Annotated in this window: 13 protein-coding genes; 6 read left to right on the top strand and 7 right to left on the bottom strand. The window is 70.0% G+C overall.

Annotated elements, in window-relative coordinates:
* Nucleotides 1–31: 31 nt before the first annotated feature.
* Together OHS81_RS18150 and OHS81_RS18145 are read left to right on the top strand one after the other, a co-directional pair.
* Nucleotides 32–562, top strand: a complete 531-nt coding sequence (locus OHS81_RS18150; protein WP_328385783.1) for an LURP-one-related/scramblase family protein — start codon at nucleotides 32–34, stop codon at nucleotides 560–562.
* Nucleotides 563–708: 146 nt separating this feature from the next.
* Nucleotides 709–1,533 carry a maleylpyruvate isomerase family mycothiol-dependent enzyme gene (locus tag OHS81_RS18145; protein WP_328385782.1) on the top strand — a complete coding sequence of 275 codons (825 nt, stop codon included), beginning with the start codon at nucleotides 709–711 and terminating at the stop codon, nucleotides 1,531–1,533.
* A gap of 153 nt (nucleotides 1,534–1,686) precedes the next feature.
* Here OHS81_RS18145 and OHS81_RS18140 read toward each other — a convergent pair whose 3' ends face one another.
* From OHS81_RS18140 to OHS81_RS18130, 3 genes are all read right to left on the bottom strand, one after another.
* Entirely contained in the window at nucleotides 1,687–2,940 is a 1,254-nt protein-coding gene (locus OHS81_RS18140) for an MFS transporter (RefSeq protein ID WP_328391235.1), read from the bottom strand.
* 98 nt (nucleotides 2,941–3,038) lie between these two features.
* The gene (locus OHS81_RS18135; protein ID WP_311623090.1) at nucleotides 3,039–3,722 is read right to left on the bottom strand and encodes a GntR family transcriptional regulator; all 684 of its coding nucleotides are present in this window, start codon (nucleotides 3,720–3,722) and stop codon (nucleotides 3,039–3,041) included.
* Nucleotides 3,723–3,959: 237 nt separating this feature from the next.
* Complete coding sequence (locus OHS81_RS18130; protein ID WP_328385781.1) at nucleotides 3,960–4,844, bottom strand: GNAT family N-acetyltransferase; 885 nt, start codon at nucleotides 4,842–4,844, stop codon at nucleotides 3,960–3,962.
* 208 nt (nucleotides 4,845–5,052) lie between these two features.
* Here OHS81_RS18130 and OHS81_RS18125 point away from each other — a divergent pair, with 208 nt between their 5' ends.
* Nucleotides 5,053–5,229 (top strand): hypothetical protein, encoded by a 177-nt coding sequence (locus OHS81_RS18125; RefSeq protein WP_164993005.1) that lies wholly within the window; start codon nucleotides 5,053–5,055, stop codon nucleotides 5,227–5,229.
* Between the two features lie 191 nt (nucleotides 5,230–5,420).
* Here OHS81_RS18125 and OHS81_RS18120 read toward each other — a convergent pair whose 3' ends face one another.
* Genes OHS81_RS18120 through pdhA form a run of 3 tightly spaced genes read right to left on the bottom strand, consistent with a single transcriptional unit; the run spans nucleotide 5,421 to nucleotide 9,114 of the window.
* Nucleotides 5,421–6,887, bottom strand: a complete 1,467-nt coding sequence (locus tag OHS81_RS18120) for a dihydrolipoamide acetyltransferase family protein (RefSeq protein WP_328385780.1) — start codon at nucleotides 6,885–6,887, stop codon at nucleotides 5,421–5,423.
* Between the two features lie 23 nt (nucleotides 6,888–6,910).
* Nucleotides 6,911–7,894, bottom strand: coding sequence for an alpha-ketoacid dehydrogenase subunit beta (locus tag OHS81_RS18115; protein WP_328385779.1), 984 nt, complete (start codon nucleotides 7,892–7,894; stop codon nucleotides 6,911–6,913).
* Nucleotides 7,895–7,896: 2 nt separating this feature from the next.
* Nucleotides 7,897–9,114: a pyruvate dehydrogenase (acetyl-transferring) E1 component subunit alpha gene (gene pdhA / locus OHS81_RS18110; protein ID WP_328385778.1), complete on the bottom strand. Its 1,218-nt coding sequence runs from the start codon at nucleotides 9,112–9,114 to the stop codon at nucleotides 7,897–7,899.
* A gap of 327 nt (nucleotides 9,115–9,441) precedes the next feature.
* Here pdhA and OHS81_RS18105 point away from each other — a divergent pair, with 327 nt between their 5' ends.
* The 3 genes from OHS81_RS18105 (at nucleotide 9,442) to OHS81_RS18095 (ending at nucleotide 11,725) form a co-directional block, all read left to right on the top strand.
* A complete protein-coding gene (locus tag OHS81_RS18105) occupies nucleotides 9,442–10,101 on the top strand; it encodes a response regulator (protein ID WP_129295375.1) in 660 nt (219 codons plus the stop codon).
* 111 nt (nucleotides 10,102–10,212) lie between these two features.
* Nucleotides 10,213–10,629 (top strand): pyridoxamine 5'-phosphate oxidase family protein, encoded by a 417-nt coding sequence (locus OHS81_RS18100; protein ID WP_328385777.1) that lies wholly within the window; start codon nucleotides 10,213–10,215, stop codon nucleotides 10,627–10,629.
* Between the two features lie 52 nt (nucleotides 10,630–10,681).
* Nucleotides 10,682–11,725: a phosphotransferase gene (locus OHS81_RS18095; RefSeq protein ID WP_328385776.1), complete on the top strand. Its 1,044-nt coding sequence runs from the start codon at nucleotides 10,682–10,684 to the stop codon at nucleotides 11,723–11,725.
* Between the two features lie 18 nt (nucleotides 11,726–11,743).
* Here OHS81_RS18095 and OHS81_RS18090 read toward each other — a convergent pair whose 3' ends face one another.
* Entirely contained in the window at nucleotides 11,744–13,363 is a 1,620-nt protein-coding gene (locus OHS81_RS18090; protein ID WP_328385775.1) for a protein kinase domain-containing protein, read from the bottom strand.
* Nucleotides 13,364–13,505: the final 142 nt, after the last annotated feature.

Raw genomic sequence — 13,505 nt, 5'->3', positions numbered from 1 at the left:
TTCCGCAGGTCCCGGCGGGAACACGTCAGCCATGCAGCAATCCCCCGGGGGGCCACCCCGGCATTCGGGCAAGTACCTGGTGCGCGACCGCATCTTCGGCCTCGGCGACGACTACTGGATCGACGACGAGCACGGGCGGCACGCCTTCCTCGTGGACGGGAAGGCGCTGCGGCTGCGGGAGACCTTCGAGCTGAAGGACACCGAGCGGCGGGTGCTGATCACCATCCGCAAGAAGATGCTCAGCCTGCGCGACACCATGACCATCGAGCGGGATGACCAGCCGCTGGCCACAATCAAGCGCAAGCGGCTCTCGCTGCTGCGCAACCATTACCGCGTCGCGCTGGTGGACGGCACCGAGCTGGATGTCAGCGGAAAGATCCTGGACCGGGAGTTCGCGATCGAGTACGACGGCGAACTGCTGGCGGAGATCTCGCGGCGCTGGCTGACCGTGCGCGACACCTATGCGGTCAATGTCGTACGGGACGACGCGGATCCGCCGCTGCTGATCGCCGTCGCGGTGTGCGTGATCCGGCTGGCGGAGCGGGAGCACGGAGACGACTGAGGAGCGGGCTTCCCGGCCGTACGGCCCTCTGCGGCCCGGCAACATCGGCCTACGATGGTCACCCGAAAGCACTGCCGGGGTGCCCGTGCGCAGCGTAACTTAACTGCACAGACAGCAGCCCGCGTACGAACCGTCCGAGGGGTCCCGTGACCGTCCATCCCAGCCTTCAATCCTCCATCGATGCCTGGACTCACTCCATAGAAGCGATAACCGAGCTGGTCACTCCGCTCGTCGAGGGCGAGTGGAACGGGGCGACGGGCCTCCCAGGATGGTCCGTTCGCGATGTGGTCTCCCATGTCATCGGCCTGGAATGCGAAATGCTGGGTGACCCGCGGCCGATCCATACGCTGCCGCGCGACCTCTACCACGTACGCAGCGAGTCGGCGCGACGCATGGAGGTGCAGGTCGACGTCCGCCGGCACCACACCGCGCCGGAGATGCTGAGCGAGCTCGAATACACCGTCATCCGCCGCTCACGGCAGCTGCGCAACGAGTCCCGGCAGCCGGACGCCGTGGTGCGCAGCCCGCTCGGTGAGGACCGTACGCTGGAATTCGTGCTGCAGCAGCGGGCGTTCGACGTCTGGGTCCATGAGCAGGACCTGCGCCGGACCCTCAAGAAGCCCGGCAATCTCGACTCCCCCGGCGCGTATGTGACCCGCGATCTGCTGGTGAAGGCACTGCCCGGCATCGTGGCCAAGAGGGCCCAGGCGCCCGCCGCTTCGGCGGTGGTCTTCGATGTCAGCGGGCCGCTGGAATTCCTGCGCACGGTCCGCCTCGACGCCGAGGGCAATGCCACGATCGATGGCAGTGTCTCGCTCGGCCCGACCGTGACACTCGCCCTGGACTGGGACACCTTCCACCAGCTGGCCTGCGGCCGGGTCCGCCCGGCAGCCGTCGCCGAACAGATCAAGATCGACGGCGATGAGGAGCTGGCCCAGGCAATCCTGGGCAACTTCGCCATCACGCCATAGTGAGGCGGGTCCGGTGGGGGGGGCACCTCACTCGATGCCCTGACCGTCGGCCGGCCACGAGCAGTTGGCCCCGGAGTGAGCCGTTTCACGTGAAACAGCCCTGTCCGTTTCACGTGAAACGGACCCGGCCGCCGACCGATCGGCCTGCAGGCCTCATGCGGGCACGTGGACCGCTTCCACCCGGCTGACCACCAGCCGTTCGCGCTCGCGCCGTGCCGCGCGCCGCCGCAGCCGCAGGATCTGGGAGACCCCGGTCGCTTCCAGGACGAAGATCGAGGCAAAGGCGATCCGGTAGTTGTCGCCGGTCGCGTCCAGCAGGACGCCGATGGCGAGCAGCGTCGTCATCGAGGCCGTGAAGCCACCCATGTTGACGATGCCGGAGGCGGTGCCCTGACGCTCCGGCGGGTTGGCGGGCCGCGCGAAGTCGAAGCCGATCATCGAGGCGGGGCCACAGGCGCCCATCACCGCACAGAGCACGATCAGCAGCCCCATCGGCGCATGATCGGCCGGCCAGCACAGGACCGTCGCCCACATCAGAGCCGTGGCGCCGGCGGTGCCCAGTGCCAGTGGCATGCGGGCGGCGTGATGGCGGGCGATGACCTGGCCGTAGACCAGGCCCACCGCCATATTGGAGAGCACCACGAGGGTGAGCAGTTCACCCGCGGTGCCACGCGACAGGCCCTGCGCCTCCACGAGGAACGGCAGCCCCCAGAGCAGCAGGAACACCATGGCCGGGAACTGGGTGGTGAAGTGCACCCACATACCCAGCCGGGTGCCGGGCTCCCGCCACGCGTCCATGATCTGCCGGCGCACGAACCCCGTGCCGGTGTGCTCGGCGGATGGGGGCGGCGGCTCGAAGCCCTTGGGGTGGTCCGAGAGGAACAGCAGCAGCACGATCAGCACGACGATGCCGCCGACGGCGCTGGCGGCGAAGGTCGGGGTCCAGCCGAAGCTGTGCAGGAAGCGGGCGAGGATGAGGGTGGAGATCAGATTGCCCGCCATCCCCACGAGCGCGGCGATCTGCGCGATCATCGGGCCACGGCGGGCCGGAAACCACCGCGAGCCCAGCCGCAGCACACTGATAAAGGTCATCGCATCCCCGCAGCCGAGCAGCGCACGGGAGCCGAGCGCCATGGCGTACGACGAGGAGAGCGCAAAGCCGAACTGGCCGACGGTGTAGAGCACCACGCCGAGGGTCAGCACCTTCTTGGCGCCGAGCCGGTCGACCATCAGACCGACGGGGATCTGCATCCCCGCGTACACCAGCAGCTGAAGGATGGAGAACGTCGACAACGCCGAGGCGTTGATGTGGAAGCGCTCGGCGGCGTCCAGGCCCGCCACGCCGAGGCTGGTGCGATAGGTGATCGCGACGAAGTAGACCGCGACGCCGATGCCCCAGACGGCCATGGCCTTACGGCCGCCGGGCGGGTCGGCGGGCAGCAGCCGGGCGGAGCCGCCGCCTATACCGGAGCTGCCGGAGCTGCCGGCACTTTCGGAACCACCGCTCATCGCACGTCCCCCTGCGCGAGGTGACGGACCCAGCTGACGTGCCGCTGCACGGCGTCGGTCGCGGCGTCCGCATCCCCTGCGCGCAGGGCCTCAAGGATCTCCGCATGCTCGGTGATGTTCTTGGCGATCCGGTCCGGGTGGGCATGCATCACGGCGACGCCCATCCGCAACTGGCGGTCGCGCAGCTGCTCGTAGAGCCGGTCCAGGATCTGATTGCCGGCGCTGCGCACAATGGCGGCATGGAAGGCGCGGTCGGTGACGGAGACGGCAGCCAGATCGCCGGACGCGGCCTGCTCCCGCATCGTCTCCAGCAGCTCGGTCAGCTCGCCGACCAGCGCCTCGCTCACGGGCACCGCCTTGGCCGCGGCGTGCTTCTCCACCAGCAGCCGGGTCTCGACGACGTCGGCGATCTCCTGCGCGGAGACCGGCAGCACCAGCGCGCCCTTCTTGGGGTAGAGCTTGATCAGCCCCTCGACCTCCAGCCGCAGCAGCGCCTCACGCACCGGCGTCCGTGACACCCCCACCGCGTCGGCCAGTTCGCCCTCGGTGAGCAGCATCCCGCCCTCATAGCGGCGGTCCAGGACGGCGTCCTTGATGTGCGCATAGACCCGCTCGGCGGCGGGCGGCTGCTTGGCGGCGGGCTCTCTGGCGGGGGCGGTGGGCGTGGAGGCGGAGGGCATGCACACAGGATAGATACAACAAGTATGCGTCCGGTACTTCATTCCGCGATGCGGACAAGAAGGGCGGGGTGAGGTGGAGGGGGTGGGGTGGGGTGCGGCGAGGTGTCCCGGTGGGGCACTGGCGGCGTCGCGGCCGCCTCGGAGCGGCGGCGGGGTGGCGCGGCGCCCCGCCACCCCCGGCCGCCTCCGGCCCCGGCCGCCCCAGGCCCGACCGCCGCCGGCCCGGCCACCGCGTCCTCAGCCCGGCATCCGCCCCTGGGCGATCAGCCGGTTCACCACCTGCGAGTGGGCAGGGGCACAGCGCTCCCGCGCCTCCTGGCGGTCGAACCAGGCGAACTCGGCAATCTCCCGGCCGGGAGCCGGTGCGATGTCCTGGGGTCCGCCGGTGAAGCAGGTCATCCGCAGCCGGCGCCCGCTCTTGCCATGCGCCACGTCGTGGATGACAAACGCCTCCGAAAGATCCTCCACCGGCACCACCAGGCCGAGCTCTTCGCGGAGCTCACGCGACAAGGCCTCCCGCGCGGTCTCTCCGGGCTCGTACTTGCCACCGGGGAGATAGAACGTGTCATTCCCCCGCGTCCGTACGCTCAGCAGCCGCCCGTCGCGCACATGCAGCCAGCCGACCGACTTCAGCGGCGCGGCACGCTCCAGGGCGATCAGCGGATGACCGGTCTCCTCATCCGTCCGCCGCCCCCGTTCCGTGAAGCCCTGACGCGCGAAGAAGCGCCGGGCGCTGCCGTTCCCCTCGAAGACCTCCAGGGCCAGCGCACCGTGCAGCGACGCCGCATGCTCCAGCAACTCCCGCCCGACACCGCCCCCTTGGGCTTCCGGGGCCACAGCGAGCCCGCCGACCCCGGCACCGGGACCGTCCCCGCTTCCGGCCCCGCTTCCGCCCCCGGACCCGCCGGGCAGCAGTCCGAGCAGCCCGACGACGCTGCCCTCACGCTCGGCGACCCAGTTCTCCGCCCGGACGAGGTTCGCCTCACGGAGGATCCGGGCCCGTTCGCCCCGGTCCTCCCCGTCGAGAAAGGGATGTGCCCGTTGCACGGCCCGGGACCACAGATCGGTGACCACGTCCTGGTCGGATGCCTGGTAGCGCCGGATGATCATTTCGCTGCTCATTCCGCCGACCGTAGGCAGCCCGGCCGACGGCCGCAAACCCTTTCTCGCAACGGGCCCGGCGTCTGCCGAAAGGGGTACCGGAGAGCGATATCGGGTCCGCCTCAAGTCTGACAAGAGTCCATACCTGCCGCGTACGGTCCGGCACGGATTCCGTGGGTGAATAGAGGCAGGGAGCCGGGGAGGCTCCTCCATCCAAGGGGAGTTGACCATGCAGCCCAGGACGAACGCCGGCCGCCGTACGCGGAACACCGTCGTGCTGGCATTGATCGTCGCCGGCCTGTGGGCGGGCGTCGCACTGACCCGCGGCGCCACCCACCCGGACGAGTCCGCCCCGGTCGGGCCGGTGGCTCACTTCAGCCGCGCCGTGGAACTCATCCGCGGCTGACCGGCATGGGGGAGCCCGCGGCACCGGGCCGGTGGGACTCCGGCCGGCCGGTAGCCGGCGTACGCGCTGACGTACGGCCGGAGCGGGGCCGCGGGGCGGGCGAGCGGATGCTCGTCCACGGGGCCGGGGCGGTCCCGAGACGGCGTTTCACGTGAAACACCGCTCCGAACCGCCCGGTCCCGCGTCCGGGCTCATCCCCAGGTGATCAGACGCTTGGGCCGTTCCAGCACGGCCGCGACATCCGCGAGCAGCTTGGAGCCCAGCTCGCCGTCGATGAGCCGGTGGTCGAAGGACAGCGCGAGGGTGGTGACCTGACGCGCCTTCACCTTGCCCTTGTGGACCCACGGCTGGAGCTTGACCGCACCGAAGGCAAGGATCGCCGACTCCCCCGGGTTGAGGATCGGCGTCCCGGTGTCAACGCCGAAGACGCCGACATTGGTGAGGGTGACCGTACCGCCGGTCATCGCCGCCGGGGAGGTCTTGCCCTCGCGGGCGGTGGCAACCAGATCGCCCAGTTCCGCGGCGAGTTGGGGGAGCGTCTTGACCCCGGCGTCCTTGATGTTCGGGACGATCAGACCGCGCGGGGTGGCCGCCGCGATCCCGAGGTTCACGTAGTCCTTGTAGACGATCTCCTGACGTGCCTCGTCCCAGGCGGCATTGACCTCCGGGTGACGCTTGATGGCGACGAGGAAGGCCCTGGCGACCAGCAGCAGCGGGTTGACCCGCAGCCCCGCCATGTCCGGGTCCTGCTTGAGCTCCTGGACCAGCTTCATCGTGCGGGTCACATCGACGGTGATGAACTCCGTGACATGCGGCGCGGTGAAGGCGCTGGCGACCATCGCCTGCGCGGTGGCCTTGCGTACGCCCTTGACCGGCACCCGCCGCTCGCGGGCGGCGGCATCGACGAGGCCGGGCTCGGCCGGGGCGGCGGAAACCGGCCCGGGAGCCTCGGCCGAGGACGGCGCCGCTGCCGGGGTGGCGGCCGCGTGGACGTCCTCGCGGGTGATGACACCGCCCGGGCCGGTCGGGACGATCGCCGCCAGGTCGATACCGAGGTCCTTGGCGAGCTTGCGCACCGGCGGCTTGGCCAGCGGCCGGCCGGCGTGCCCCGCACCCGCGCCGTTGGCGGCCGGAGTCACAGGAGCGGCCGGAGCGGCCACCGGTGCGGATGCAGCCCGTCCGTTCAGCTCCGCCTGGAGCGCGGCACGCGCGGGCTCCGGCTGGGCCGGAACCCCTGGCTGGGGCTTGCGCGCCCGGCGCTTGGTCGAGGACGGCGCGGCACCGTAGCCGACCAGCACCGCCTGCCGGCCCTGGGGCTCGGCGTCCTCCTCGGTGGACGCGGCGGCCTGCGGCGCCTGCTGCGCGGCCGGTGCCGCGACGGGCCCGGCGCCGGGCTCGGTGTCCACGGAGATGATGGCGGTGCCGACGTCGACGGTGACGCCCTCGCCGAAGTTCAGCTCATGCACCACTCCGTCGTAGGGAATGGGCAGTTCCACGGCGGCCTTGGCGGTCTCGACCTCACAGACGACCTGGCCATCGGTGACGGTGTCACCCGGCTGGACGTACCACTTGAGGATCTCGGCCTCGGTGAGGCCCTCGCCCACGTCGGGCATCTTGAACTCGCGGAAGCGCTGGGCATGGGCGGTACTTGCAGTCATGGTTACGAACTCTCCTCAAACCCTCAGTACGCCAACGCACGGTCGACGGCGTCGAGCACCCGGTCCAGTCCCGGAAGGTACTCGTCCTCCAGACGGGAGGGCGGATACGGGGAATGGAACCCGCCGACCCGCAGGACGGGGGCCTCCAGGTGGTAGAAGCACCGCTCGGTGATCCGGGCGGCGATCTCCGCACCCGCACCGAAGAAGACCGGGGCCTCGTGGACCACGACCAGCCGTCCCGTCTTCTGCACCGACGACTGCACGGTGTCGAAGTCGATCGGGGAGAGCGAGCGCAGGTCGACGATCTCGATCGACTTGCCCTCCTCGGCCGCGACATTGGCGACGTCCTGGCAGACCTTCACCATCGGGCCGTAGGCGACCAGGGTGAGGTCGGAGCCGGTCCGGGCGACCCGGGCCTTGTGCAGGGGGTCGGGGATCGACTCGGTGTCCAGCCGCGACTTGTCGTGGTAGCGGCGCTTGGGTTCGAAGTAGATGACCGGGTCGTCACCTGCGATGGCCTGCTGGAGCATCCAGTAGGCGTCGGAGGAGTTCGAGGGAGAGACGATCTTGAGCCCCGCGACGTGCGCGAACAGCGCCTCGGGGGACTCGGAGTGGTGCTCGACCGCACCGATGCCGCCCGCGTAGGGAATGCGGATGACGACCGGCACCTTGACCTTGCCCAGTGCGCGGGCGTGCATCTTCGCGAGCTGGGTGACGATCTGGTCGTAGGCGGGGAAGACGAAGCCGTCGAACTGGATCTCGACGACCGGGCGGTAGCCGCGCAGCGCCATACCGATCGCGGTGCCGACGATGCCGGACTCGGCGAGCGGGGTGTCGATCACCCGCTCCTCACCGAAGTCCTTCTGCAGACCGTCGGTGACCCGGAAGACACCGCCGAGCTTGCCGACGTCCTCGCCCATGACGAGGACCTTGGGGTCCGCCTCCATGGAGGCACGCAGCGATTCGTTGATCGCCTTGGCAATGGTGATCTTCTCGAAGACGGTCATGGTCAGTTCTCCTCCGCGACGGCATCGGCATCGGCGAACGACGCCTGGTACGCGGCGAACTGCGCGCGCTCCTCATCGACGAGCGCATGCCCGTCGGCATAGACATTCTCGAAGATCGCCATGGTGTCCGGGTCGGGCATGGCACGCACGGCATCGCGGACCCGCTTGCCCAGGGCCTCGCTCTCCTCGTCGATCGAGGCGAGGTACGCCTCGTCGACCAGCCCCTCGGCCTCCAGATACGTCCGCAGCCGCAGGATCGGGTCCTTGGCCTCCCAGGCCGCCCGCTCCTCGTCCTCCCGGTACTTCGTCGGGTCGTCGGAGGTGGTGTGCGCACCCATGCGGTAGGTGAAGGCCTCGACGAGCATCGGGCCCTGGCCGGTACGCGCGCGCTCCAGCGCCACCTTGGTCACCGCAAGACAGGCCAGTACGTCATTGCCGTCGACCCGTACACCGGGGAATCCGTAACCGCGGGCGCGCTGGTAGAGCGGTACCCGGGTCTGCTTCTCGGTGGGTTCGGAAATCGCCCATTGGTTGTTCTGGCAGAAGAACACGACCGGGGCGTTGTAGACCGCGGAGAAGGTGAAGGATTCCGCGACATCTCCCTGGCTGGAAGCACCGTCACCGAAATACGCGATGACCGCGGAATCCGTGCCGTCCTTCTGCACACCCATCGCATAGCCGGTCGCATGCAGCGTCTGCGAACCGATGACAATGGTGTAGAGATGGAAGTTGTTGCTGTTGGGGTCCCAGCCGCCGTGATTGACACCGCGGAACATGCCCAGCAGGTTCGTCGGGTCGACGCCACGGCACCACGCCACACCGTGCTCGCGGTAGGTCGGGAAGACATAGTCGTCGTCGCGCAGCGCACGGCCGGAGCCGATCTGGGCGGCCTCCTGACCCAGCAGCGAGGCCCACAGACCCAGTTCGCCCTGGCGTTGGAGGGTGGTCGCCTCGGCGTCGAACTTCCGGGTGAGCACCATGTCGCGGTAGAGCCCGCGCAGCTCGTCGGCGGAGAGATCGATTGAGTAATCCGGGTGCTCGACCCGCTTCCCTTCGGGGGTCAGCAGCTGTACGAGCTGGTCCTGCTCCGCCTGCTCGGGCCGACCGGAGTTCCGGTTCTTGGCCGGGGACGCCTTCTTCGCCGACGTCGCCTTTTTGGCGGTGGTGCGCTTGCTGCTGCCGCGGGCGTTTTTCCGCTGCGCAGTGCCTTCCACGGTCACGTGCTGCTCCTCCGTCTGTCCGGCCCCCGGGGTCCGCCGGTGGCCGTATTGCGGCTCACCCGGTATCCGATACGGCGCACGGGGTGTGTGCGAACGCGGCCGGCTCCGGGTGGAACAAAGCTCCCGGAAGGTGGCCTGCTCATTGCACGTTACCCATTGTCAAAGCCGAAGTGGAAACGGCGCTGACCTGCGATTTTGCTTGGATTTCCAAGTAAACCGCGGAGGCTTGGAACAACTCCTGGTCACAGCGTTGCAGGCCGCCGGGACAACGGCACGTTATATCGCTGACCTGGAGCACGGGAAGGGTTGATGTGTGAGACTGGTGTGGTGCGCGAAGACGGAAAAATCACGGTATTCCTGCTCGATGACCATGAAGTTGTCCGGCGTGGCGTTCACGAAATGCTGTCGGTCGAGGACGACATCGAGGTGGTCGGCGAAGCGGGTACCGCCGCAGATGCCCTGGTCAGGATCCCGGCGACGCGTCCGGACGTGGCGGTGCTCGATGTCCGGCTGCCGGACGGGAGCGGTGTCGAGGTCTGCCGTGAGATCCGTTCGCAGGACGAGGACATCAAATGCCTGATGCTCACCTCGTTCGCGGACGACGAGGCCCTTTTCGATGCGATTCTGGCCGGTGCGGCCGGTTATGTCCTCAAGGCCATCCGGGGCAATGAACTGCTCTCCGCGGTACGCGAGGTGGCGGCCGGGAAGTCCCTCCTCGACCCCGTGGCCACCGCCCGGGTGCTGGAGCGGCTGCGCGACGGCAATACCGCGAAGGGTGACGACCGGCTGGCGAGCCTCACCGACCAGGAGCGCAGGATTCTCGACCTGATCGGCGAGGGGCTGACCAACCGCGCCATCGGCGAGCGCCTCCATCTCGCCGAGAAGACGATCAAGAATTACGTCTCCAGCCTGCTGTCCAAGCTCGGCATGGAGCGCCGCTCGCAGGCCGCCGCGTACGTCGCACGGCGGCAGGCGGAGCGTCACTGAAACAGCCGGGCGCCGCCCTGCCCGGCTCATGGCGATTCAGGACCATCGTCCCGGTCCGCCGGGGCTGCCGGCCCCTACGTGCCGACCGGAACCACCCGGCAAGGTGGTGACATGCCCACCGACAACTACCGTGCCATCGATCTGCTGAGCCGCACGCCCTACGGGCGCGTCTCGGCCAGTCGGCGGGCGCTGCCCTTCACCGCCGTCACCCGTCACCTCGTCCTCGACGGGCGGCTGGTCCTGCGGCTGCACCGCGGCTACGGCTACCACCAGGCCCTGGACGGCAGTGTGGTCGCCTACGAGGCCGACAACGTCAACAGCGGTGAGCCCGACACATGGTCGGTGCAGTTCACCGGCACCGCCCGGGTCATCGAGCCCACCCCCGCCGTGCGCGAGCTCTTCGGCCGCACTCCGCTGCTCGCCGACGGCGTCCCCTTCGACCCGGTCTTCCTGCGCATCGAGCCGGAGTTCGTGACCATGCACTGCCTCACCGATGTGCCCGTCTTCCGCTATGCGCACTCCGCGTAAGGCTTTCCCGCACACCCACTCCGACGGGCGCAGTTGATCTAACATCTGGCGCGTGCTGCGCTCATCTGTAGTCCGGACGGCGGCAACGCCCGACAGAGACACCCTCGGCTCCCTGCTCCGCCACTACGCCGGCGCCGGTGCGCCGCTGTCGTGCGAACCCGTCGCCGAGGGCCTGCTCAACCACGGCTACTTCCTCGCCACCACCCGCGGCCGCTACTTCCTCAAACACCATCTCGACGGCGACCGCGCGGCCCTCACCCGCCAGCACCGCGCCACCCGCCGGCTCGCCGCGCTCGGCCTGCCGGTGGCCCCGCCCGTCGCGGACGAGGACGGCCGGACCGTCACCGTTCTCGACGGCCGCTGCTACGCCCTGCACCCCTGGGTCGAAGGCCTGCACCTGGGCGGCGCCGCACTGAGCCGTGGCCAGTCCTGGCAGCTCGGCGCCCTGCTCGGGCTCGTCCACACCGCGCTGGAGCAGGTCATGGCCGACGAGCCGCACCCGCCCCGGCCCCCCTGCGCGGACGCCGGCGCCGACCCCGAGCGGACCTTCGAGACGATCGAGGAGCTGCTGGCCCTGGCCCGCGGCGCCCGGCCGCGCACCAGCTTCGACGAGCTCGCCGAACACCGTCTGCTGGAGCGCCGGGCCCTGCTGGCGCAGCTGGCGCACCACCGTCCGGCCCCCGGCGCGGAGCCGCCGGCCGGCTGGGTGCACGGGGACTTCCATCCGCTGAATGTGCTCTACCGCGACGCGGAGCCGACCGCGATCGTCGACTGGGACCGGCTGGGCGTCCACCCCCGGGCAGAGGAGGCGGTGCGCGCCGCCGCGATCTTCTTCGTCCGCCCGTGCGGCACGCTGGACCTGGCGAAGGTGGCGGCGTACGCGGGCGCCTATCGCAGCACCTGCCACGCCGGCGCCGATGAGCTCGCGGCGGCCGTCCACCGGGTGTGGTGGGAGCGGCTGAACGACTTCTGGATGCTCACCTGGCGTTACCAGCTGGGCGACCGCCGCACCGATCCACAGTTTCCGGCGGCGGCCGCACTGGCCGTGTGGTGGACCCGCGAATACCGGGCCGTACGGAACGCCTTCACCGGCTGAACCGGGAAGGGCGCCGGTTCAGCCGTTCCCACCGAGCGTGGTGCCGGGGCCGCCGTCCGCCCCGCTGCCGGCGGTGGCCCCGCCGTCCGCACCGGCGCTCGCCCCGCCATCGGCGGTGCCACCGTCCGCGGCGCCCCCGTCAGCGGTGCCGTCCGTGGGACCGCCGTCGGACGTCCCGCCGGTGTCGTCGGTGGGCGGCACGGACGTCGACGGCTCGGGCGTCGACGGCTCCGGGGTGGGCGAGTCCGAGGTCTCCGGCGTGCTCGGCTGCTCGGGCGGCGGCTGGCTGTACGTGCTGTCGCCCTCACCCGTGTCGCCGGGGTCGGTCTCCGGGAGGCTCGGCTCCTCCGAAGGCTGCTCGCTCGCCTTGTCGTCCTTCGTCGGCTTCGGCGACTGCGACGTGGGGGTGTCGTGCTTCTTGCCCTGACCACCGGTGTTCTGCATGGCGAAGGCCACACCCATGGCGATGGCGATCACCGCGAGCGCCGCGATCAGCCAGATCTTGCCGCGGCCGCCCTTGGCCGGCCGGGGCCCGCCGTCGAAGCCGCCGTCGTCGGCCCGCATACCGGGTGTCAGAATCGGCTGCGCCGTGGTCTGCCCGGCGTCGGAGTGCGGCAGCGCGGTGGTCGCCGCGGTCCCCAGAGACGAGTGGTGACCGCCCTCGTGCACCGCGACCGGGCCGGTGCTCCAGGTGCCGGTGTGACCGCCCTGCTCGTGCAGCATCTGCAGCGAGTACTGGACCAGGCCGCGCATCTCCTCGGCGGACTGGAACCGGTCGTCTGGGTCCTTCGCCAGCGACCGCATGACCAGGCCGTCCAGCTCCGGGGGCACCGCTTCGGCAACCTCGGAGGGCGCCACCGGCATGTCCTGAACGTGCTGGTAGACGACCGACAGCGGGGTCTCGCCGGTGAACGGCGGCCGCAGGGTGAGGAGTTCGTAGAGCAGGCAGCCGGTGGCGTAGAGGTCGGAGCGGGTGTCGACGGTCTTGCCGAGCGCCTGCTCCGGGGAGAGGTACTGAGGGGTGCCCATGACCATGCCGGTCTGGGTCATGGTGGACGCGGCGCCGTGCAGGGCACGGGCGATACCGAAGTCCATGACCTTGACGGCGCCGGTGTTCGTGATGATCACGTTCGCGGGCTTGATGTCACGGTGCACGATGCCGTGCTGGTGGCTGTAGGCCAGCGCCTCCAGCACACCGGAGACGATGATCAGCGCCTGGTCCGCCGGCGGGGCATCGGCGTTGAGCAGCAGATCGCGGATGGTGTGGCCCTCGACCAGCTCCATCACGATGTACGGCACGGTATTGCCGCCGACCAGGTCCTCGCCGGAGTCGTAGACCGCCACCACCGCGTGGTGGTTCAGCCCGGCCACGGACTGTGCCTCACGGGTGAAGCGGGCCTTGGAGACCGGGTCCTCGGCGAGGTCGGCGCGCAGCAGCTTCACGGCGACGGTCCGGCCGAGACGTACGTCCTCGGCCGCGAACACCTCCGCCATTCCGCCGCGGCCGAGCCGTCGCGTGAGCCGGTAGCGGCCATCGCCGACCAGCCCGCCGTTGCCCCACATCTCCGGTGCGTCGGGGATATTGGAGCCGGTGGCGTCAGGATCGGACGGGCCCTGGGGGCTCTGCGTCGGTGCCATCGGTCCTCGCCGTCGAATCAATCCGCATGAGAGCGGTAAGGTCATCGGTCTTCGCTAGAGCACGCTACAGGCTCCGCGGCACTCGCCGGTCCGTCGTGGACCGGGCATCAAACCTCCCGCGCGCCACTTGCCGCAAGCTCAC

It is taken from the genome of Streptomyces sp. NBC_00400 (assembly GCF_036048035.1).
In the GTDB taxonomy this organism is placed as follows: domain Bacteria; phylum Actinomycetota; class Actinomycetes; order Streptomycetales; family Streptomycetaceae; genus Streptomyces.
Note: the sequence above shows the minus strand (reverse complement) of the source record. Positions and strands in the feature narration are given on the sequence as shown.

Coding starts and splice junctions, on each gene's coding strand:
- OHS81_RS18150 (WP_328385783.1), top strand. CDS start 32: ATGCAGCAATCCCCCGGGGGGCCACCCCGGCATTCGGGCAAGTACCTG.
- OHS81_RS18140 (WP_328391235.1), bottom strand. CDS start 2,940: ATGGCCGTCTGGGGCATCGGCGTCGCGGTCTACTTCGTCGCGATCACC.
- OHS81_RS18135 (WP_311623090.1), bottom strand. CDS start 3,722: ATGCCCTCCGCCTCCACGCCCACCGCCCCCGCCAGAGAGCCCGCCGCC.
- OHS81_RS18130 (WP_328385781.1), bottom strand. CDS start 4,844: ATGAGCAGCGAAATGATCATCCGGCGCTACCAGGCATCCGACCAGGAC.
- OHS81_RS18125 (WP_164993005.1), top strand. CDS start 5,053: ATGCAGCCCAGGACGAACGCCGGCCGCCGTACGCGGAACACCGTCGTG.
- OHS81_RS18120 (WP_328385780.1), bottom strand. CDS start 6,887: ATGACTGCAAGTACCGCCCATGCCCAGCGCTTCCGCGAGTTCAAGATG.
- OHS81_RS18115 (WP_328385779.1), bottom strand. CDS start 7,894: ATGACCGTCTTCGAGAAGATCACCATTGCCAAGGCGATCAACGAATCG.
- OHS81_RS18100 (WP_328385777.1), top strand. CDS start 10,213: ATGCCCACCGACAACTACCGTGCCATCGATCTGCTGAGCCGCACGCCC.
- OHS81_RS18090 (WP_328385775.1), bottom strand. CDS start 13,363: ATGGCACCGACGCAGAGCCCCCAGGGCCCGTCCGATCCTGACGCCACC.